This is a genomic window from Sphingobacterium yanglingense (assembly GCF_004363245.1).
In the GTDB taxonomy this organism is placed as follows: Bacteria; Bacteroidota; Bacteroidia; order Sphingobacteriales; family Sphingobacteriaceae; genus Sphingobacterium; species Sphingobacterium yanglingense.
This window is the reverse complement of the sequence record NZ_SNYV01000013.1, coordinates 134,767-156,339: the sequence shown is the minus strand read 5'-3', so window position 1 is coordinate 156,339 and position 21,573 is coordinate 134,767. Positions and strand designations below refer to the sequence as shown.

Here is a 21,573-nt window from a genome sequence, read left to right as displayed (position 1 = left end):
ATCTTTGTTTAGAAAGTTAAAGAGGTACCGAAAGCAATGGTGCGCTGTGGAGGAATCCCATATAAATTACCATTCATCTCGGGATCACCAAGTTTGTATCCTGTAATGGTAAACAGATTCTGGATATTCATAAATAACCGGAAATGTTGGATTTTTGCATTCTGAAGCCAAGCTCCACTAAAGCGGTGGGATAAAGACAGGTTCTTCAACCGGATATACGATGCATCACCAAAAGCACCTGTAGAGTTGCGGAAATAATACACTGCATTGGCTGCGGCCGTACCTGCTCTATCGGTAAGTCTTTGTAGATCGGCATGCTCATCACCGGGCTGCTGCCAACGCTGGAGATCAAATATCGCCGAAGGTTTGTTGTATTTGTAATCTTCGGTAACCAAATTATACAAATGATTATATCCCTTCTGTTTTGCAAACTGGAATAGGAATGACAGATCGAATCCCTTGTAGCTAAAGCTATTGGTCAGACCTCCGGTAAATCTAGGCTGAAGATCCATCATAGCGGTACGATCGTGCGAAGCACCATAAGCTCCGGGATTTAAGGGGCTGTACACTGGAGTCACTCCGTCGGCCTTATAAAACTCAAAAACACCTGTCTCGCTATTGACACCTTTGTAATCGAATAAATACAAGGTACTGGTAGATTGACCGATTTTATACATATCACGATAAGGAGACGATTCTAGTCCTTTATAGGCTATAAGTTTATTTCTATTGATGGTAATGTTGAAAGATGAACTCCAAGAGAAATCATCTCTTTTCACATTTTCTGAAGAGACAAAGATCTCCCATCCTTTATTCTCTACGGTAGCATCAAGATTCTGCAATACCGATGAAAACCCAGTCTGTGTCGGCAGCGGCGTAGTGGTCAATTGATTGCTGGTACGATTTTGATACCAAGAAAGATTTAGATTTAACCGGCTATTCAATAGGCTTATTTCGGAACTTGCATTCCACATTTTCTTAACGCCCCAGCTAAAATCTGGATTAAAGAGCTTATTAGGCATGTAAGGCGTTAACCCTTGGAATGTACCTGATCCTGACCCGAACCAATAGTCCTGAAACATATAAGCTCCTATCCCGTCCGATCCTACAGTACCATAATTGGTCGATAGTTTTGCAAAATTGATGAACGGCACCGCTTTAGCGAAGAAGGCCTCTTCGGAAATTATCCAGCCCAAACCGGCGGAACCGAAGTTACCGAACTGGCGGTTGGGACCAAAATTGCTCGAACCGTCCCGTCTTCCGGTAACATTGGCGATGTATTTGCCGTCATGTATATAGTTGATCCGACCAAATGCAGCCATATATTTATAAGGCGAATTGGTATTGGTCAGGTATTTTGTACTTCCTCCATTGGGTGAGCCCAACAATGCATCATTGGCATAGTTGTACGAACTGATAATATCCTGTGTATTACTATTATTCTTATAGGTCCCTCCGAACAACACGGTAAGGCGTCCCTTACTGATGTTTTTTTGATATTCGAGCTGAGGCTCTACATTTAATGTCTGATTGATAACATCCGAAAACCGGGCGTTCGAAAAGCTCCCCTGCGAAGGCGGGTAAGAGCTCCGAGGAGCTTGGCTCAGCTGATCTGAATAGAAATAACTGTATCCTATATTACTACTGATCTTTAGTCCTGGAAGTATCCTATAAGCAATGCGCAACGAACTATTCATGGATTTGTTGATCAACTTTGAACGGGTGAGCAAACTCCCCTGCATTTGATAACTTGTAAAGTTAAAGCCGTTATAATTCCACACGAGGCTCCCGTCAGGATTCAGCATATCGGGTAGATTGGGAGGCAATAACAACGCTTTTGTCAATTCGAGCGCAGCAGACTTATCCAGATTGTACGAAAAGTCGGTTCCAAAGTCTACGGAAAGCTTACTTTCGGCAGGATTATAACTAAATCCGGTATGCACGCTGGCTCTCTCGTTCTTGAAGTCGCCTGGAAAATTATAGGTCGCCTTTGTAAAACCTGAGGAAATAATATAATTGACGCCTTCTTTTCCACCGGTGAGGCTTGCATTGATGGTATTATTGGTAGCGGTACCTCCATAGAACTCCTTGTACCAGTTGGTATATTTGCTTTGGTCAAAAAGAAACAACTCCGGATAGTTGGCAATATTTCCTGGAGTTGGAGAAAAGTCTGTCATACCATCATTGGTCAGCGCTTCTTTACGTAATGCCAGATATTGTTCCGTATTTAACATGCTGACGATCTTGGCAGATCTTTCAGGAGCTGTATAGGCATCCACTTTTAAGGTAGTCTTGCCAGCTATCCCCTTTTTTGTTGTAATCAAGACAACACCATTCAGCCCCTGTGACCCGTAAATAGAGGTAGCATCGGCATCTTTAAGCACGGTAATACTTTCGATATCGGCTGGATTGATACTGTTTAATGGACTCATCCCAGATGAACCGCCTAGTTTTGCCGCACTAGCTATAAAGCTATTATTCTGAGGGGCATAGGGTATACCGTCTATCAGAATCAACGGTTGGTCAAATGGCAAAGCTCCATAATTGGTATTCATAATGGTGTTTTGCCCGCGCAACTGTATACGTTGCTGTGCACCAGGGGCTCCGCCCGTCGTATTGATGGTTACGCCCGGAATCAATCCTTGCATGGTCTGTAAGAGGTTCATTACGGGTTGCTTCTCAATATCGGCTGCACTAATCTGGGATATACTGCCTATATTATATCGCTTTGACGTGGTACCGTAGGCCTGTACGATGGTCTCATCCAAGCTATTAGTTGCTGGTTTTAATACTATTTGTAATGTGGCTGAGCTTTTTGAAACAGTGATCTCCTGTTTTTCATAGGCCATATGGGTCACCACAATAATTGCATCTTCGGGTACATTATTTAGTTCAAAAGCGCCCAATTCGTTGGTACCTGTCGCTATTTTAGTATTCTTAACTCTGACGGAAGCTCCAACTAGATTTTCTCCTTTATCATTGGTAACACGCCCACGGAGAGCTTGCTGGCGCTTGTCGACTTCGTTGGACAGCCCCTTGCCCTGTTCCTTCGCTATCCGGGGCATGATATATACGATGCCATCTTCGATCTGATAGGAAAATGGTTGATTACGAAAAACCTGTTGCAAAGCATTATCGACTGACACGTTTTTCAATTCAACTGTAACCGGGTTGGCTTGTTCCAAAAATCTGTCCTTGTAGACGAAATCAATCTTTCCCTGATTACTCAGTGAACGGATCACGGTCTTCAATGATGCTTTTTGATAAGACAAACTAATCTGCTGTCCGAATGTCAATGCAGATACCTGAAAAGTAAATACAACGGTCAGTAGGGCTGTAATTTTCATGATCAATAGCGTATAGCGAAATGGCCTTAACACACGCTGGTATCTAGCCCAATATTCGCGGATAGTTTTTCCTTGAATAAGGAATTCTTTATTCATAAATTTGTATTGTTAGGTTATAAAATAGATAGTCAACTACTTTATATTTTCCTGGCACATTGCCGTTTCGAGGTCCAAGTCGAAGCGGCTTGTTTATTTCAGGAAAACATCTTTGTACTTCGGATTATTGTTTCACCATTATCCTCCTTTCCTTAATGTAAAAATCTATCCCTGATGTTTTGGCAATGGCATGAAGCACTACCGATATATTCTTGTCGCGTCGGATACGGGCGCTAAACGTCTCATTTGGTATTTGGCTGTAGTCTACTTCAATATCATACCATCTTTCCAACTGTCTAAATATGGTAGCCAAAGGCAAACCATCAAACACAAAATAGTTGTCTTTCCAAGCGATAAAGCTATCCGGATTAACAGTCTGTACGGTGAATCCCTTAGTGCCTGATACAGCCTGCTGTCCTGGAGAAAGTACAGCACTATTACCACCATTCAAATCTTTTATACGTACCTGCCCTTCGATCAATGTAGTCATAGCGGACGATTCGTCGTTGTAACTATTGATATTGAACTCGGTCCCTGTAACTGTGATCTCTTGTCTATGACTCTTGACGATAAAAGGTTTTGTCCTGTCCTTGGCAACTTCAAAATAGGCTTCGCCTTCCAATTGTACGGATCGCGTACTACCTTCAAAATGGATGGGATAAGTAAGAGAAGAGGAAGCATTGAGCACCACCCTGCTCCCATCAGGTAATACTATACGGTACTGTCCACCCCGTGGTATAACCAACGTGGCGGAAGTGACCGTGCTCGAAGCGGCTCCTAACTGCTTGCCATCTTCATAGGTATAGAATGATTTGTTCGCTTGAAGTTCCTCTTTATCTTCTGCGAGCTGATAAGTGGTTCCATCGGATAGTTTCAATGTAGCTTTATTCCCTCCCGGAGCGACATCTTCGGCGTAGGCCATGTCTGCATCCGGCGACGGGGATCTATTAAACTGATATAACTGATGGATGATAATCCCAAACAACAATACAGCAGCGGCAACTCCGGCCCAACGTATCAAACGAGTAATACCTCTACTCGGGCCTTTATTATCTGCTATTGCCTCTGGAGTACCTATCAATGGCTTGATATGAGCTAGAACCCGATCGGTATCTTCTTGGAGATAAGCTAGGTCTGAAGGAACGTCTTTTTTGAGGTAGGTATTGGCCAATACTTCCAAAGAAGGATTATCAGCATCCCTTAACAACTGAAAAAGTTCTTGCCTTTCAGTATCTGGGATAGTATCATCTAGAAATTTCTGATATAGTTCTTCTATTCGCTGCATAGTATCATTAATCGAGCTTAATTTATCGGCCTATTTAGAGTATGACGGTTGAAAACAGGAAAGTGACTATCCCTAGAAAATATTTTTTTTACTTTTTTAAATTGCTAGGGCAATGACTGCGCCAATGCGAGCAGAAGGGCTAGAATTCCGATATCTCTGCCGGACTGGTCGAGATGCTGCTTAACTGCCTGTACGGCTTTGACCAGATGGTTATGAACAGTATTGGGACTAATCTGCATGAGCTCTGCTGCCTCTAGATAAGTCTTGCCTTCAATCTTACACAGGACAAATGCTCGACGTCGCTGCTCTGGTAGCTTCGCTATGGCCTCATCTAATAGCTGTTGGGTCTCTTTGGCCATCAGTTGAGCTTCTGCATCTTCATCTGTCGTTGGGCTTATCTTCGAAATCTGCTCCTGCAACCGACTCTCCCGCTCGAGCTTACGGAAATAATCTACAGCCATATGCTGAGCAATACGATAAAGATAAGCTTCAAAAGACTGTTGTATATGAATCTGATCACGCTTGTCCCATACTTTGACAAAAAGATTTTGCAGGAGTTCGTCGGCTTCTTCAGCATTCTTGACCATCTGCTTTAGCTTCCAGTACAAGGGTTTAGAATAATGATGGTACAGCTCCTCAAATGCAGAATGGTCTCCAGCTTTTAAGCGCTGAAGAACTTCGGCATGAACAGGATCTGAATCAGAATACATGTGTCGAACGGCTAGTTTTCTGCTGCTAAGCTAAAAATTATTTCTTGGTGAAACAATTCGTTTTCAAATCCATTATCAATTCCATACTTTTGCCCAATAGACCTCAAATCAGATTTTAAGGAAAGACAACCATTTTCTACGAACAGATATTGGAGCAATGAGTGCACTAACAGAAAGACTTTTTAAACAATATTACCGTATGCTGTGTCATTACGCTTGGCAATATCTGCATGATGAAGAGCTTTCAAAAGACCTCGTTCAGGACGTATTCGTGTCTTTCCATCAGGTAGAATTTACCTCAGATTTTAAGGATAATGAAGATTATCTGAAAAATTATCTCTATCTATCCGTACGGAATGCATGCTTTAGTCTACTGAAAAAGAAAAGAGTCAGAGACCGGTTTTCTAAAGAACAGTCGTTTGAACAGGAGTCTGAGCAGATGATAGAATTAAACATAATCCGTTCGGAGGTTTTGGAGATTGTATACAAAGCGATAGAATCACTCCCGGATTCCTGTCAGCTTATTTTTAAGAAAACCTATCTGGAAGGTTTTTCAAATATAGAGGTAGCTGAAGAGCTCAATATTAGCATAAATACCGTAAAAACGCAGAAGCAACGGGGCATGAAAGCACTTAAAGCCAAGTTGAACCCTGATATTATCGCCCTATTCCTGCTACTGATTAAAATATAATTTTTTTCTTGTCACCCTTTTTCCTCACTTAGGAGTATATACCCTCCAATGAACAATAGAAAAGAAATTACACTGATATTAAGCAAGTGTTTTACAGAATCTCCATTGTCTGCAGAAGAATCAAAACTTCTAACGGATTGGCGAGCGCAATCTGACGCAAATGAGCAATTATTTGAAGAGCTAACCAATATGGAAGGAAAAGTGAAACACCTAAAAATGTTTTCAAATGTCGATACGGAAGACGATTGGATTAAGGTGAAAGATAAGCTAAAACCTAAAGTACATCAGTTCAACCTTTTCAGACGCTTGTTACCCTATGCAGCTGCTCTGCTCATCGGTCTATTTCTCTATCTGGCCAATCATTACCTGCGTCCTACGGAAACAGATACCATAGCACAGAACAAAGAAAACATTAAAAATGACGTACAGGCTGCTGTCCAAGGTGCAACCCTTATCCTAGCGGATGGACGTAGCATAACCCTGGATCAGCATAAAAATATCAGTAACAATCAAGGAATGACCCTAAATACAACTGGTAATGAGTTGCAGATTACAATTGATCCCAATGAAATATCAGCACCTACGGCATTGAATCAAATGGTGGTACCGAAAGGTGCATACTACACGGTAGTACTGGCTGATCAGACCAAAGTATGGGTCAATGCAAACTCTAAACTCACATTCCCCAATGCTTTCTCTGGCACTGATCGTAAAGTCAAGATTGAAGGTGAAGCCTATTTTGACGTGAGCCATGATGCTCTACATCCTTTCATCGTTGAAGCAAACGGAACGGAGGTCCGCGTATTAGGCACTAGATTTAATGTAAATGCTTATACCGATCGGGTAAGAACAACATTGGAACAAGGCAAAGTGGAACTCCTTTCAAAGGGACAGAAAACATTACTGAATCCCGGTCATCAGGGGGAATGGAATGGTGAAAAATTTGATATCAACAAAGCTAATCTCGCAAAAGAACTGGCCTGGAAGAATAAAGAGTTTCGATTTGAAAATGATGACATGATACAAATCGCTTACGAACTGAGCCGTTGGTACGATGTACAGGTCAAATTTGCCGGGGATATCGACATGAAAAAACAATACTCGGGAAGTATGAGCCGAGATCTAAGTCTTGCCAAAGTACTCAATGTACTTCAATTTGGATCCGATTTTGATTTTGAGATCCGGGATAAAGAATTGATAATAAAAAATAAAAGACCCTAAAATAGCAAATGCCGCAAACAATGAACATAAAAACCTAACACAACAAAAACAGGGATGCTGGTAACATCCCTGTATAAACTGTAAGTCAAATATCAAGTACACTTAACTTAACTAACAAATTTATGAATTACTTCTTTAATAGGAAAGTAACGTCCCATAATTTGAGACGCCAGGTTTTCTATCAAACAATGCGAATTATGAAATTAAGCATTTCTATGCTCTTTCTTTTGGTCACTGCTGTACAGGCGAATGGTCTGGCGCAAAAGATAAGTCTTAATGTAAAAAATGCCAACGTAAAACAGGTATTGACCGAAATAGCAAAACAAGCTAATCTAAAGGTATTTTATAGTACGGACCTAACCCGTTCGGCCAATAATATCAATCTATATGCCCAAGACAAAGATGTCCGCGAGGTACTGAATGAGGTCCTTGGAGAAAAAGGGCTACAATACAAAATACTTGATGGGATCATCACCGTTGGGAATAAGACAAATAATATCTCAAACAACGAGACAAAACGACAAAACCAGGTAAAAGGTGTTGTTAAAAACACAAAAGATGAACCTATGGTCGGTGTCTCTATCTTAGTAAAAGGCACCAATATCGGCACCACCACCAATGCGCAAGGAGAGTTTACCGTCAGCTCAGGTGCAGATGCGACTTTAATAGTCAAGTTCATAGGGTATAGAACGAAGGAAGTTGCCGTTGGTAATAAAAATCAACTCAGCATCAACCTTGAGATCGCTGACCAAGAATTGGAAGCGGTAGATGTGGTATCTACGGGTTACCAGAACATCGATCGTAAACTATTTACAGGGGCATCAACCAAGGTAAATGCTAAAGATATAGCCCGTGCCGGAGTGCCGGATATCTCGCGTATGCTGGAAGGACAGGTAGCTGGGGTATCGATACAGAACGTGTCTGGCACATTCGGTGCTGCTCCTAAAATCAGGGTCCGTGGGGCGACTTCGATCACAGGTGATAACAAACCGCTGTGGGTGATTGATGGAATCATTCTAGAAGATATCGTAAACATCTCTAACGAGGCTCTTTCTACAGGAGACCCGAATACACTTATCGGATCGTCGGTAGCAGGACTGAACCCCGATGATATAGAATCGTTTAATATCCTGAAAGATGCAGCTGCAACAGCGATGTACGGTGCGCGTGCCATGAACGGGGTAATTATTGTGACGACCAAAAAAGGTAGAAATACAGATGGTGCCCCCCAGCTCAACTACAGTATGACGATGAGTACGTACAGCAAGCCTAGGTACGAACAATTTAACATGATGAACTCGGGCGAACAGATGAATGTATTACTGGAGATGGAACGCAAGGGCTATTTAAGTCATGCCGCATCGAGAAACTCTAAAGACGGAGGGGTATTCAACAAGATGTACGACCAGATGTATGTATATGATGAAGCGACAGATTCTTTTGCACTACGCAATGATGTAAAAAGCCGGCAGCAATTTTTAACACGTTATGCTAATGCCAATACGGATTGGTTTGACGTACTATTCAAAAACTCGCTGATGCAGGAACATTCCTTGAGCTACTCTTCGGGTAATGCTAAGTCACAGACCTATGCTTCAACAAGTTTTATGAACGACTCGGGACAAACTGTTGGGGACAAGGTGAAACGTTTTACCGCTAATCTACGGACCAACTTCAAATTGAATGACAAATTGAGTGGAGAGTTATTATTCAACGGTTCTATCCGTGATCAACGTACACCGGGCACACTATCCCGTGATGCCAACACCGATGTTGGTGGAGCAGGTAGAAGTTTTGACATCAACCCGTACTCCTATGCCATGAATACGAGCCGTCTGATGACACCATACAACGAGGATGGTAGTTTAGAATACTTTAGAAGAAACTTTGCCCCATTCAATATCCTGAACGAACTGGAAAACAATTATATCGAACTGGGATTAAATGAATTGAAAGTACAGGGTGGTTTTAAATACAAAATCTTACCGCAATTGACCTATTCGGCTGATGGTTCATACCGTTATGCTTCTACATTCAGAAAGCATTATGTCATGGAAAATTCAAATATGGTGGGTGCATACAGAGCGCATGGTAATGATCCATTCATCCTCGAAAATAACCCATTCTTATTCAGAGATCCTAATCTTCCAACGGCAGCTTTGCCATTCGTTACGCTACCTGACGGAGGCTTTTACAATGTAAACAGTGACAACCTAAAGAGTTATTATGTACGTCACAACCTAGAATATGACGCTCACTATAACGAAAAGCACCGTTTAAATGTTTTCGCTTCAATGGAATTGCGTTCTACGGATCGCCAATATGATAACTTTGATGGCGTAGGCTATCAATATAGCAATGCCGGATTGGTACACCCAGATTACAAGTATTTTCAAGATGCTATGTACCAAAACAAACCTTACTTTGGTATGGGTTACAGCAAAGACCGTTTTGCGGCAATGATGTTGCGCGCGGCTTATGCATTCAACGATAAATACAGTGTAAACTTTACGACACGTATCGACCGATCAAACATGTTGGGTAAAACAACGGCAAAAAGTAAAAGCCTAGGCTGGTTACCGACTTGGAATATCTCCGGTGCATGGGATATTGATCAAGAAAAATTCTTTAATCAGGATAACTGGCTATTGGGGGGCGCCCGTATCCGTGGTACCTATGGTCTAGTCGCAAACCTGGGTAATGCGCGTAACAAATCGGTCCTTTACTTCAATGGTATCACCTACCGTCCTATCGAAAGCGACAAAGAGCAGTATGTAAATATTGCAGCTTTGGAAAACGCGGATTTGACATGGGAAAAATTGTACGAAGGTAATATCGGTGCGGACTTGGCTATGTTCAACCGGAAGATTGATATTACCTTAGATTATTACAAACGTGATATCTTTGATTTGATCGGCCCGATTACCACATCGGGTATGGGAGGCCAAGTGGTCAAAACAGCCAACTATGCAACTATGTCCGGACAGGGGTTTGAAGCGACTGTTGCGGGATATCCTATCAAGAATGAAGACTTCAGATGGCGCTCCTCTTTCAACTTCGGTTTAAATAAAAACAAAATCACCGATTTAAAGATAAACCCGATCATTAACGACTTGGTACGTGCCGAAGGTGGGCCGATGGAAGGTTATGCACAGCGTGGCTTATTTTCCGTGCAATTTGATGGTCTAAATCCCAATTACGGTTACCCAACTTTTATTGATGAAAATGGTGCACATAACACATTACGCGTAGATTTCAACAGTACGCGAACTGACTTCTTAAAATATCACGGTCCAGTAGACCCTACATTTTCAGGAGGTTTCTACAACCAATTTGCTTACAAAAACTTTTCCCTATCTGCATTATTTACGTTTAGTGCCGGTAACTATGTGCGTTTAGCACCTACCTTCTCTTCTGCTATGAGCGATGATATCGGTATGAACCGAGAGTGGCTAAACCGTTGGATGGTGCCCGGTGATGAGCAGTATACCAACATCCCTGCGACTATAGATCCTTTGGTAGCAAAATACTTCATGTCTTCCAATCCAGCTTATCCATACAGTGCGTATAACCTATCGGATGCACGCGTGGCTAAAGGCGATTTTATCCGTTTGAAAAATGTTACTGTAGGTTATAGCCTCCCTAAAACAATTGCAGAAAGATTAAAAATGCGCAATATAGATTTGGCCTTGGTAGCGAATAACTTGGCTCTATTGTATTCGGACAAAAAACTCAATGGAGCTGACCCTGAATTCTTTGGAAACGGTGGTGTTGCGCTACCTGTACCAAGACAATTCACATTCTCTTTAAAAGCTGGTTTTTAATATAAAAGATAGATTCTAATGAACACTGGAAAAATATATAAAATAGTCGGATTGTCCCTTGTCGCTTTGATGGTTGCAAGTTGCAGCAAATATTTCGAGGTCAACCCGGATATGCGGACCGAACTAAACACCGCAGATAAAGTAGGACAACTATTGGTTACAGCATACCCTATGACCGATCACCTCTTGTTTTCGGAAACTGCATCAGACAATGCTACGGATAAAGGGCCTGGTAGTTATGCCAATAACGATATCGCTCGCGGCAGTTATTACTGGGCCGAACTAACACGTACCGATGAAAGCTATTCGCCAAACTCCTATTGGCTGGATATGTACCGAATAATTGCTGCGGCCAACCATGCGATAGAAGCTGTCGATGACAATAGTGCAGCATTTGGCGCAAAAGGTCAACACTATAAGGGGGAAGCCCTTATAACACGCGCCTACGCCCACCATATGTTGGTCTCTTTATTCTCGAAAGCTTATCAGATCAATGGCGATAACTCTTCATACGGTATTCCTTATATTACGATGCCCGAAAAAAATGCCTTTCAGGATTATGACCGCGGGACGGTAGCATCGGTATACGAGAACATCGAAAAAGATCTTGTAGAGGGTATGAAATTGATTAAAGGTATTGTGTACAAACAGTCCAAATTTCACTTCAATGAGAAAGCGGCTAATGCCTTCGCAGCACGTTTTTACCTATTCAAAGGCGAATACGACAAGGTAATCCAATACAGTTCGGCAGTCTTTCCTGAAAACAATTTTAAGCAGAACATCCGTCCGGTAGCGGGATCCTGGAAAGCTGTAGGTAATCCGAACCAACTTTTTGTAAGTGCTACAGCACCATACAACTTACTCTTGGCCAATGTCGGGACTAAATTTATGGGCTCTTCGGCCAGTAATCGCTACGGTGGAGCAAAAGCGCTTACCGACATGATCACAGCCGTCAATGTGACAAGTGGTCGCTTCTACCAATACCTGACCTCTATAGGGGGAGATCCTGAAAAACCGCAGTTAAACAAATACATACTGAGCCCACAAGGAACAAGTACGCAAGTCCTCTTCTCGGCAGACGAAGTACTGATCAATCGTGCGGAAGCTTATACACAAACCGATCAATTTGAACTGGCTTTAAAGGATCTGAACGACTTTGCTGAGGTACGCATTGTAGATTACAAGGTAGCGAGTCACCAGATCACAGAACAGAAAGTATTGAGTTTTTACAATACGAATGACCTTAAAGCAGGATTAATCCAAACGGTGCTGGACTTTAGACAAAAGGCATTTGCACATGAAGGTTTCCGTTGGTTTGATATCAACCGACATGGTCTAGAAATTGAACATAAGCACTACGACAGTAATATGCAAATGACGGTAGATATTTTGAAAAAAGATGATCTACGTCGTGTTTTCCAACTGCCTACGAGTACAGCTCTATCTGGCTTACCAAAGAATCCGAGGTAAATAGATATTAGAAATTAGATATGAGACGAGAGATATGAGATATGAGACATATAGAATCAGATCGCTTAATAGACATATATAACATGATTATGAAAAAAAATTATTTACTACTATGCCTGGCTGCATTAATAGGTATGATCGGCTGTAGAAAACAAGAAAATATCGATTTCAAATTTGATACTGAACTGGATTATGTACCGACAGAACTAGACCGCTGGTTGACAACTCAGTTTACGGATCCTTATAATATGGAAATCATTTACCGTTTTGACCGTTACAAAATGGGCGAACTGAATGTAAACCTAACTCCTCCAAAAGAAGAGAAAGTAAAGGAGCAGATGGAAATGATAGATGGTGGCTTTATCAAGCCTTTTGAAAAAGCAGCTGGTAGCACTTTTGCAAAAACCTTTCTTCCAAAAGAATGGATGTTGTCGGGTTCATTCCATATCAATTCAAGTGGTGAACGTATTTTGGCAACCTCTTCAGGTGGGCGTAACATCACCATCCATGAAGTGAATACGGTAGATGTCAACAATATTGATGTAACGCGTCGTAAACTAAAAACGGTACACCATGAATTTGCGCACACCCTGACACAGTTAATTCGTATACCGCGTGAATTTGAAGTCATCTCGGAAGCGAACTACTCAGCAGATTGGAGCAACTCTAGTATTTGGCCAGATGCTAAAAATAATGAGCAAGGTTTTGTCTCGCGCTACGCGCGCTCTAGTGTAATGGAAGACTTTGCGGAGACAGTGGGTTTCCTTATTGCATATGGGCAAGCTTGGTACGATGCTAAAGCCGCTTCGATGCCCAAATCTGGATCGGACATCCTAAAACAAAAAGAAGCAGTGGTTGTCAAATTTTATAAGGACAATTACGATGTGGATTTCCGTAAGCTACAACAGGAAGTGACAGGCTATATAAGCAGTCACATTCAAAAGGTGGATTTTAAAGAGTGGTTTTTTGACGCAAAACTATCTACCCGTACTTTTAATGTAACAAAAATGGCTTTAGGAACTGAATTTTCTACGGTATTCGAGAGTTTTAAATCCAAAATATTAGGTGCGACTTATGGCCCTTATGTATACAAGGATATGAACTTTATATTTACGCCTATTAGTGCCAATACTGGTAAATTTGATATAAAAGTGACATCTAAAGTGGGAAATAGTCCCGACGGTGTGCATACCTATACGTTTACGTATCTAGTTGATCCAGCCACACAAAGAATATCTTTCACCAAAATAACTCAGCCAGCTAGTGAGACCGGTGGTACCTACGGTAATCAAACGATGATGATGCCTCACTTTTTGGCGACTATTTCGGCTTATTTTACCAGTAGCCCATTCATGATGGATTGGTCTTTATCTAAACCTATGCTAACCTTTCGCGATGAAGGCTATTATGACGTCGGTGGTTTTTATAAAGCAAATAACAGGAATGATTATCTAGACTTTGGTTTAGTACAATAATAGAAATAACGATAGTATTTTAATAAAATATACATATGAACAGATTAAATGGACTTTTATGCTTAGTCCTATTGGTTCTAGCAGGTTGTAACCGTAACGATGTGGATTTAATTTTTGATCAAACGCCGAATGAGCGAATGAGTGAATTGCAACGGGAGGTAAAGCAACAGCTAGTCGAGGCAAAATACGGCTGGCGGGTATTGAGTACGACACTGAGCAAGGGCAAATATGGGCACTACATGGATTTTGACGCCAATGGCGAAAAAGACCGTGTACGTATGATATCCGATATTAATAATATAACCAGTGAAATTCTACGGACCTCAGCTTATCGGGTTAAATTGATCAACGCGCCGATGCTCTCTTTCGAGACGTACAACTATATTCACGAACTAGCGGACCCTGATCCCAATGTTATCGGTGGTGAAATAGGAAATGGTCTAAAAGCGGATATCGAGTTCGAACTGAAAAGAACGACAACAGACTCGCTATTTTTTGTGGGACGTAAATTCAGAAGCGAGCTTATTTTTGTACGTGCTACAGAGGCCGAGCAACAAGTGTATCTATCGGGTAAATATAAAGATGTCATCAATGAGGTGAAATCTATTTTTGTCAACAATCAGATCAATTTGTTTGACCACAAAGGTACAACGCACCAAATGACGATAAACTCGGACTCGCGGACCTTAGGTATCATGCATGTAGAAAATGGAAATATAAAAACATCATACGATTTATTCTCTTTCACCGCTGATGGTATCCAGATCGGCAAACCTATCCCTTTAGGGGATGATTATGTGGTTAAAATCTTATTGGAAAACCATAAACTTTATATTGTTACCGATAAAGGCGATAAGTTAGAAATTAGAGCTTCTCAAAATCCGCTTTTACCACTAGACAAATTGATGGGCACCATGTATACGAAATTGTTCTCTCCGTTCCGCGTGAAATATCCAGGGACGAATGCTGCTGGAGACAATATCCTCTATCAAGTGCATAGACAGATACCAAATCCCCCTGTTGCTGGTGGCGCTTCAAAAATTGACTTGCAATTGGTATGGGATGCTACCAATAAATACATCTACCTTCAGGGATTAATGTATTATTCGGCTACACCGACTATGACCACATACCGATATAGCTATACATTTGATGAGACTACACGCATGTTTAAGCTATCTAATAAAGTGATCCAATCTACGGGCTTTGCTCAGGTGAGTCTCATGGATACATTCTTATTAAATAACAGATTCAAATTGGAATACTATTACGACCAAGGCAATGCTTATGGACGAATTGTTTCCGAAGATGGCAAAGTAACCATGACATTAATGCCGTTGGCAGATAAATAGTCGAAATGAATAATTAGAAAGCAGCTCAGGAAATTCCTGAGCTGTTTTATCTTTAATATCTCTTATGAATTCTTTTAAAACAATTACACTCAGCCTACTCTCCCTACTATTCGCAGGAACTGTAGCTGCTCAAGGTATTCACTTCGTCCACAGTCTAGATGAAGCCCAACAGCAGGCCCAAAAAGAGAGCAAGATGATCTTTGTTGACTTTTACACGTCGTGGTGTGCCCCCTGTAAAATGATGGCTGCGGATGTGTTCCCACAACAAGAAGTGGGTGATTATTTCAACAATAAATTTATCAGTGTAAAAATCCAATGCGATGACAAAGGCGAAGGAGTAGAACTCGGAAAAAAATTTAATGTCGCTGCCTACCCCACGTTGATGTTTTTAGATGCCGACCTGAATGTTGTCCATTCCACAGCCGGAGGTCTCTTTGCCAAAGGTCTTATCGAACTTGCCCAATTAGCCAGTGATCCGAACAGCAATCAGCTTAAATTGGTCAAAGAATGGGAAGCGGGGAACCGGGACCATCAGTTTGCAAAAAACTATTTTCAAACCTTGATGCGCTCCTATCGCAGCGAAAAAGCAAGCTCCGATTTTATCAAATACTTTGGTGAACTTTCAAAAACGGAGAAAGCTACAACGAACACCTTTGAGCTGATGCAAGTGCTAAATATTACTCCATTTTCGGATCCATTCGAATACCTCGAACAAAACAAAAAAGATTATTACAGAACCATTGGCAAAGCCAAGATAGACAGTACCATTGCCAATGCATACCTTTGGTATTTTAAACGTTTACAATCGGTGGGGCTTAGCAATAAAGACTTGAGCGATTTTGATAACAAAATGGCGTTATTCAAGCGTAAGAAATATCCCTTCTACAAAGAGTATGAACAATACTATACGGTACTGGATTCCAGAGGAGCAGACGGGAAAGATGATATACAACTCTACATGAAACGGGGATCAGCATTCCTTAAAAAATACGGTAAGAAAAACGATGATTATACCATTACATTAACGCATATATTAGGAAACCTAACTGGTCGCAGGGACCAAACAGTGACCGGTATACAATGGATGGAAGAATTGCTGGAACGCAACAATAACCCAAAATACCTAAAGACCTATTTTTATATTACCTGGCGCAACTTTCAATGGGATAAAGCCCTACAGATAGCGGATCAAATGAAAGCCAATGCCGTGGCTTCAAATAGCGATACCGCAGAAGCAGACAAGAATATCCAAATGATCAAAGATCTGAAAATTAAGTATCCTATTTAATTCTCATTGATTAACCATAAAAAACGCCCGAAGCTAATGCCCCGGGCGTTTTTGTAGTTCTCTTGATTAATCTAGTTTTTATTTAATTCCTTTAGACGCTGGAATTTTTCTATACGCTGTTGACATGCAGCAATGGATAGATCTGGATCCGGTTTGATCTTCAACATGGCAAGAATAGTTTCTTCTATTGCAATTGCTTTGTCGAGTTCGCCCAGATCGGCTAAAACACAGGCATAAGTATCCATAAACGCTGGCTGCTTCGTCTCCATGGCAATCGATGCCATTCGCGCAGTCTGCTGTAATACCTCCTTATTTCCACTACGCTGAAGTATCTTCCAGCAGGTATAATGCACCGTCTCGTAATGTTTTTCCTTATCCGGATTTGGATACTCCTGGAAAATCTTTTCCATCACATTGACATAGCTTTTTAAATCTTTGCTTCGGTCTGCACTGGCTGCATCACATTCTAAGGCGAGTAATCCGGCTCCTCTGAAATCCATCTTCAGAAACTCGTCCCGCTGATCGGCAAGATCTTCTACCGGAAAGGGTGAATTGGCTGCTTTCTCAATGAGGCTACGGTAGACCATCACATAATAATCAGACACGGCTTCGGCACTATACATTTTTTCGTAGGCTGCGCGATGCCCCAAGACATAAGCAAATACGGGCGAATCAGCACGACGTACATACCGATTTATTAAGTACCAATTATCTTTACTGGACCATTCTGCCTGGGGCACCTTACTGAAATAATCTTCAATGATGGCGCTGATATTTTGCTTCTGTCCTTCCATACGGTTCATAAACTTGACCATAAAGGCAGCATCACGCTGTCCACTTTCGTAAGTGCTCAACAGCGATTCGATAGACTCTCCGGATACCGAGTTTTTACCTAACTTCAAGAAGGCTGTTACGTCCAGTGCGCCTTCACGATTACTGATCAGCTTGCCATCTGCAGCTATGAACAATAAGGTAGGGTATGCCCTGACGGCATATTCTTTGGCTAGACCAGGTCCCTCTCCTTTTTCCATATCAAACTTTGCATTTATAAAGTTTGCGTTGTAAAAATCAGCTACATCATTGTTCGTAAATACATCACGGGCCAGTTGCTTACATGGCCCGCACCAGCTTGTATAGCAATCCATAAAAATGGCTTTGTTCTCTTTTACCGCTTTAGCCTTTATTTCGGCCCAGGTGCCTTCTTCAAACTTAATAGATCTGTCCTGTGCCTGTACTGCCATTGTTCCCATTACGAACAGTAAGGAACATACGCCCCATCTTAACGATTTCATCTTCTTCATATAGTTCTATTATTACGGCTTCAACAGGGTTTGGATAGTATTATCCAATTCTGGTAAACGAAATGGATTGTAGCCTGCCAGACCAAAACGTATGATTCCTTTCTGATCAATAACATAAGAGGTAGGATATACTTTGATCTGATATCTGTTCGCTACATCTCCCTCTTTACGGGTACTTGGCACTTGTGTATAGTGAAAATCACGCGCTATCATCTTCACCTTATTTGCTTCATTGTTATTAACCTCAAAGGCCAGAAACACCACATCCTTACCTTTATATTTTTCGACCAGCTCGTTTAGTTCGGGCATCTCTCGTTTGCATGGGCCACAGCCGATAAACCAGAAGTTCAATACGACAATCTTGCCTTTCAACTCGGCGAGGTCATATTTTACACCATCGACATCAGTCACGGAGAAATGTGGCGCAGCTTTGCCCATCTGATTCGCAATGATCTGATCCCGTTCGATACTTTGCGGAGTGACCTGGTTAATAATAGCCTTAAATTCGGCTACATTTCGCTCATACTCTACCGGAGTAGCCTCACGCATGACCTGCGCTTTGATCACAAAATCCTTGTCTACGTATTTATCTGCAATCAACTTGAATTTGCTCATATCAATCTCTTGATAGAAGATCGTCGGATGCATCTTCACCAAATCATGGGAAAGAAAGGTAATGGCGGAGTTCTGAATCTCACGCGCTGCAGTGATAGAATCAGCTTTGGCAATACTTTCGGTATCTGTCAACCGTTGAAGGCCTTGCAGATACTTATTTTTTCTCGTTTCAATCTGTTCTTTCGTCGCAGTAGTACCACCAACTTCCTGCGCATGCAGAAAGTTGGCCGTAGCTAAGACAGTGGCAACCGAAAGAATGCCTATTTTTTTTATAAACATCTTTTATTTCTTTAGTAGTTCTGGAATCATCTTGCCCATTTCCTGCAATTCATAAGGGTTTAAACCAACCCATCCCATACGTATAACCCCTTCTTTGTCAATTACAAAATTTGCTGGGGCGGTCTTCGCTTCGTATAGAAGAGACGCTTCTTTACCTCCTAGACCAATCTGATAATTAAATGGTTGACGCTTCAAAAACTTTTCGACATCCTGCTTAGTCGTATTGGCTATGATTTCTGGAGCTAGGAATACCACATCCTTATTATCTGCGTATTTTGCTACGATCTTATTCAAATCGGGCATCTCTTCTACACAGGGGCGACAGCTGGTGAACCAGAAATTCAGTACTACAACTTTACCCTTTAGGCTACTCATGGTCAGTTTTTTGCCATCCAAAGTCGTTACCGTAAAATCAGGAGCGAGTTTACCGACCAATTTGCTTTCGATAGCTTTATTATTGTCACTCATCGGTGTACCTGTTTTAGGTGTAAAATACCCTTTCAGTGACTGTATACGTTCTTGTTGTTCCTCTGGAGTCGAACGACGAAGTACTGCTATTTTCTTGGTGTACGCTATGTTTCCATAACTATCAGTAGTCCACTCGCCAGAAGGATCAAATACGATCTTACGGTACTGCTCGAATGGGATCTCGATAAACTCTGCCGTATAATACAAATCGGTCTCTACTTTAAAATCCCTATCAGCCGCGGCTTCATTCATCGCTTTTTTAAATTCTGGTGTTGCATCTACCAGTTTTGTTAAACCTTCCAAAGCTTTTGCCTTGCGCTCGGCAATTGCTTTTGGATCTTTAAATGAGGTCGAGGTAGAATCTATTTTAACAAAATTTGCATTTTGTGCCACTACATGGCTATGTGTCAATACGGCTACACAGGCTCCAACTAATATTTTTGTAATCTTCTTCATGTTAATATAATTTATATGTTATTATTATTTCCAACCTGGATTCTGTTCTAATTTGCTCCCTGGCTTATCAAGCTCAACCTGTGGAATCGGAAAAAGGTAATGCTTGTCCTCAAAAAGTCGAGGATATCCGGTCACATTGGAGTAGGCATAGCTTTTCTGTCCTGTCTGTGCATTTTTGGTAATCGTCACTTTGCGGATAGGATTAGTGATGTTGGTCAAAAGAGCAGGCCCTAATTTCCATCGCTTGATATCCCAGTAACGAAAATCTTCAAAAGCAAGCTCAATACGGCGCTCATGACGGATGGCTGTGCGCATATCGGCCTGAGAAAAACTTTCGTCTAGTTTAGGCATTCCTGCACGTTGTCTTACTTTGTTGACAGCTTCATAAACGGTAGCATCAGGGCCAGACGCCTCATTCTTAGATTCTGCATAATTCAATAGAATTTCTGCATAACGTATCAATGGCCAGTTGTACCCTGAACGCCCATTAGGATCACCATTGGGATTGTAATTCTCATTGGTAAATTTCTTTAAATAATATCCCGTAGGTGTGATTTTATCGGCAGTTATCCCTGCAATGGTATTGACGGTTATATCTTCACCACCAGTGTACATTTGCATGATTCGGCTTTTGAAAGCTACTCCATCATATAATATAGTCGCATAAAATCTTGGATCTCGACCTAAGTAAGGCTGAGTAGGGTCGTATCCAGAAGTAGGATCCGAAATTTCTTTACCTGTAGCTTTCATCTGATACGCATCCACAAGGTTCTGTGTAGGACAATTATTCCCCTGCCCTCCGTAATAAGGGGAAAAGGTATACTTATCAAATTGAGTCCCCAGCTCGTCGTAACGATCATTGTGCTGTACGGCTAGTAATACTTCATTGTTATTACGTGAGGTAAATACAGCGGTATAATCTGACAATAAGTTATGCTCTCCCATGCTTATAATAGTTTGAGCTGTTAATGCAGCTTGCTCCCAATGCTCACGCATCATCTGTATCCTGCATTTCAAAGCCCAAGCGGCCTGCTTGGTAATTCGCCCCAGATCGCTTGCGGGGTATTTGGCGGGTAATTCATTCGCCGCCAAATCCAGTTCTGCTTCAATAAAATCGTAACATTCATCCAGGGTATTTCTTGGTAGAAACAGATCTTCGTCATACTCTTGTGCCTTGGTAATAATAGGCACTCCTCCAAAAAAAGAAACTAAGTCGTAATAATAATAGGCGCGTAAGAAACGTACTTCGGCTTTTAGACGTTTGTTCAAAGCAGGATCTCCAGGTACTTGGTCGATATTGGCCAGATAGAGATTAGCTCGTCGAATGTAAGAATACCTAGAGCTAAAAATAGAATTCATTGGCGAGCTAGCGGCAGTATAGGAAGGGTTGGCATATACCGTTCGAGCTTGACTAGACGTACTAGGCACCATGGCATCGTCTGTAATACTTGATAAAAGCCAGGTGCTTCCGATTGTACTGTTAAAGCCACTCCGCATCTGAGAATAAAAGTTATTGGTGTAGAGCAATACCAACTCTTGGTTTTTCCATAGATTTTCATCCGATATTTTATCCTTCGGATTTAACCCGAGTCCCTTTTGACAGGAAGGCAACAAGCCTATCGTAGCCAAAACCAGTACAAAAAGGTGCAGCTTAATATTTTTCAGGGTATTCACTTTAAGATTCATATTTATTAA

At 41.5% G+C, this 21,573-nt stretch carries 14 protein-coding genes; 7 read left to right on the top strand and 7 right to left on the bottom strand.

Annotated elements, in window-relative coordinates; all coding sequences use genetic code 11:
* Window positions 1–8 precede the first annotated feature (8 nt).
* The 3 genes from CLV99_RS09035 to CLV99_RS09025 form a co-directional block, all read right to left on the bottom strand.
* Window positions 9–3,443: a SusC/RagA family TonB-linked outer membrane protein gene (locus tag CLV99_RS09035; RefSeq protein ID WP_133584187.1), complete on the bottom strand. Its 3,435-nt coding sequence runs from the start codon at window positions 3,441–3,443 to the stop codon at window positions 9–11.
* A gap of 124 nt (window positions 3,444–3,567) precedes the next feature.
* The gene (locus CLV99_RS09030) at window positions 3,568–4,728 is read right to left on the bottom strand and encodes a FecR family protein (protein ID WP_133584186.1); all 1,161 of its coding nucleotides are present in this window, start codon (window positions 4,726–4,728) and stop codon (window positions 3,568–3,570) included.
* 104 nt (window positions 4,729–4,832) lie between these two features.
* On the bottom strand, window positions 4,833–5,438 hold the full coding sequence (locus CLV99_RS09025) for an RNA polymerase sigma factor (protein ID WP_133584185.1): 606 nt from the start codon (window positions 5,436–5,438) through the stop codon (window positions 4,833–4,835).
* Between the two features lie 157 nt (window positions 5,439–5,595).
* On the opposite strand from CLV99_RS09025, the gene CLV99_RS09020 reads away from it, so the two are divergent.
* The 7 genes from CLV99_RS09020 to CLV99_RS08990 all read left to right on the top strand — a co-directional run bounded on the left by CLV99_RS09020 (window position 5,596) and on the right by CLV99_RS08990 (window position 16,759).
* Window positions 5,596–6,129: an RNA polymerase sigma-70 factor gene (locus CLV99_RS09020; protein ID WP_133584184.1), complete on the top strand. Its 534-nt coding sequence runs from the start codon at window positions 5,596–5,598 to the stop codon at window positions 6,127–6,129.
* A 48-nt stretch (window positions 6,130–6,177) separates the two neighbouring features.
* A complete protein-coding gene (locus CLV99_RS09015) occupies window positions 6,178–7,350 on the top strand; it encodes a FecR family protein (RefSeq protein ID WP_133584183.1) in 1,173 nt (390 codons plus the stop codon).
* A 197-nt stretch (window positions 7,351–7,547) separates the two neighbouring features.
* Window positions 7,548–11,174 (top strand): SusC/RagA family TonB-linked outer membrane protein, encoded by a 3,627-nt coding sequence (locus tag CLV99_RS09010; RefSeq protein WP_162850079.1) that lies wholly within the window; start codon window positions 7,548–7,550, stop codon window positions 11,172–11,174.
* A gap of 18 nt (window positions 11,175–11,192) precedes the next feature.
* Window positions 11,193–12,644 (top strand): RagB/SusD family nutrient uptake outer membrane protein, encoded by a 1,452-nt coding sequence (locus CLV99_RS09005; RefSeq protein WP_133584181.1) that lies wholly within the window; start codon window positions 11,193–11,195, stop codon window positions 12,642–12,644.
* Window positions 12,645–12,733: 89 nt separating this feature from the next.
* Window positions 12,734–14,119 (top strand): substrate import-associated zinc metallohydrolase lipoprotein, encoded by a 1,386-nt coding sequence (locus tag CLV99_RS09000; RefSeq protein WP_162850078.1) that lies wholly within the window; start codon window positions 12,734–12,736, stop codon window positions 14,117–14,119.
* Window positions 14,120–14,154: 35 nt separating this feature from the next.
* Window positions 14,155–15,471, top strand: a complete 1,317-nt coding sequence (locus tag CLV99_RS08995; protein WP_133584179.1) for a DUF4302 domain-containing protein — start codon at window positions 14,155–14,157, stop codon at window positions 15,469–15,471.
* Window positions 15,472–15,535: 64 nt separating this feature from the next.
* On the top strand, window positions 15,536–16,759 hold the full coding sequence (locus CLV99_RS08990) for a thioredoxin family protein (protein WP_133584178.1): 1,224 nt from the start codon (window positions 15,536–15,538) through the stop codon (window positions 16,757–16,759).
* A 71-nt stretch (window positions 16,760–16,830) separates the two neighbouring features.
* Here CLV99_RS08990 and CLV99_RS08985 read toward each other — a convergent pair whose 3' ends face one another.
* Genes CLV99_RS08985 through CLV99_RS08970 form a run of 4 tightly spaced genes read right to left on the bottom strand, consistent with a single transcriptional unit; the run spans window position 16,831 to window position 21,564 of the window.
* A complete protein-coding gene (locus CLV99_RS08985; protein ID WP_133584177.1) occupies window positions 16,831–18,060 on the bottom strand; it encodes a thioredoxin family protein in 1,230 nt (409 codons plus the stop codon).
* A 12-nt stretch (window positions 18,061–18,072) separates the two neighbouring features.
* Window positions 18,073–18,954, bottom strand: coding sequence for a TlpA family protein disulfide reductase (locus CLV99_RS08980; RefSeq protein ID WP_133584176.1), 882 nt, complete (start codon window positions 18,952–18,954; stop codon window positions 18,073–18,075).
* A gap of 3 nt (window positions 18,955–18,957) precedes the next feature.
* A complete protein-coding gene (locus tag CLV99_RS08975) occupies window positions 18,958–19,878 on the bottom strand; it encodes a peroxiredoxin family protein (protein WP_133584175.1) in 921 nt (306 codons plus the stop codon).
* Window positions 19,879–19,902: 24 nt separating this feature from the next.
* Window positions 19,903–21,564, bottom strand: coding sequence for a RagB/SusD family nutrient uptake outer membrane protein (locus tag CLV99_RS08970; RefSeq protein ID WP_133584174.1), 1,662 nt, complete (start codon window positions 21,562–21,564; stop codon window positions 19,903–19,905).
* Window positions 21,565–21,573: the final 9 nt, after the last annotated feature.

Bases quoted from the DNA above. Each gene is read 5' to 3' on its own strand.
- CLV99_RS09035 (WP_133584187.1), bottom strand. From the start codon at position 3,443: ATGAATAAAGAATTCCTTATTCAAGGAAAAACTATCCGCGAATATTGG.
- CLV99_RS09030 (WP_133584186.1), bottom strand. From the start codon at position 4,728: ATGCAGCGAATAGAAGAACTATATCAGAAATTTCTAGATGATACTATC.
- CLV99_RS09025 (WP_133584185.1), bottom strand. From the start codon at position 5,438: ATGTATTCTGATTCAGATCCTGTTCATGCCGAAGTTCTTCAGCGCTTA.
- CLV99_RS09020 (WP_133584184.1), top strand. From the start codon at position 5,596: ATGAGTGCACTAACAGAAAGACTTTTTAAACAATATTACCGTATGCTG.
- CLV99_RS09015 (WP_133584183.1), top strand. From the start codon at position 6,178: ATGAACAATAGAAAAGAAATTACACTGATATTAAGCAAGTGTTTTACA.
- CLV99_RS09010 (WP_162850079.1), top strand. From the start codon at position 7,548: ATGAAATTAAGCATTTCTATGCTCTTTCTTTTGGTCACTGCTGTACAG.
- CLV99_RS09005 (WP_133584181.1), top strand. From the start codon at position 11,193: ATGAACACTGGAAAAATATATAAAATAGTCGGATTGTCCCTTGTCGCT.
- CLV99_RS09000 (WP_162850078.1), top strand. From the start codon at position 12,734: ATGAAAAAAAATTATTTACTACTATGCCTGGCTGCATTAATAGGTATG.
- CLV99_RS08995 (WP_133584179.1), top strand. From the start codon at position 14,155: ATGAACAGATTAAATGGACTTTTATGCTTAGTCCTATTGGTTCTAGCA.
- CLV99_RS08990 (WP_133584178.1), top strand. From the start codon at position 15,536: ATGAATTCTTTTAAAACAATTACACTCAGCCTACTCTCCCTACTATTC.
- CLV99_RS08985 (WP_133584177.1), bottom strand. From the start codon at position 18,060: ATGAAGAAGATGAAATCGTTAAGATGGGGCGTATGTTCCTTACTGTTC.
- CLV99_RS08980 (WP_133584176.1), bottom strand. From the start codon at position 18,954: ATGTTTATAAAAAAAATAGGCATTCTTTCGGTTGCCACTGTCTTAGCT.
- CLV99_RS08975 (WP_133584175.1), bottom strand. From the start codon at position 19,878: ATGAAGAAGATTACAAAAATATTAGTTGGAGCCTGTGTAGCCGTATTG.
- CLV99_RS08970 (WP_133584174.1), bottom strand. From the start codon at position 21,564: ATGAATCTTAAAGTGAATACCCTGAAAAATATTAAGCTGCACCTTTTT.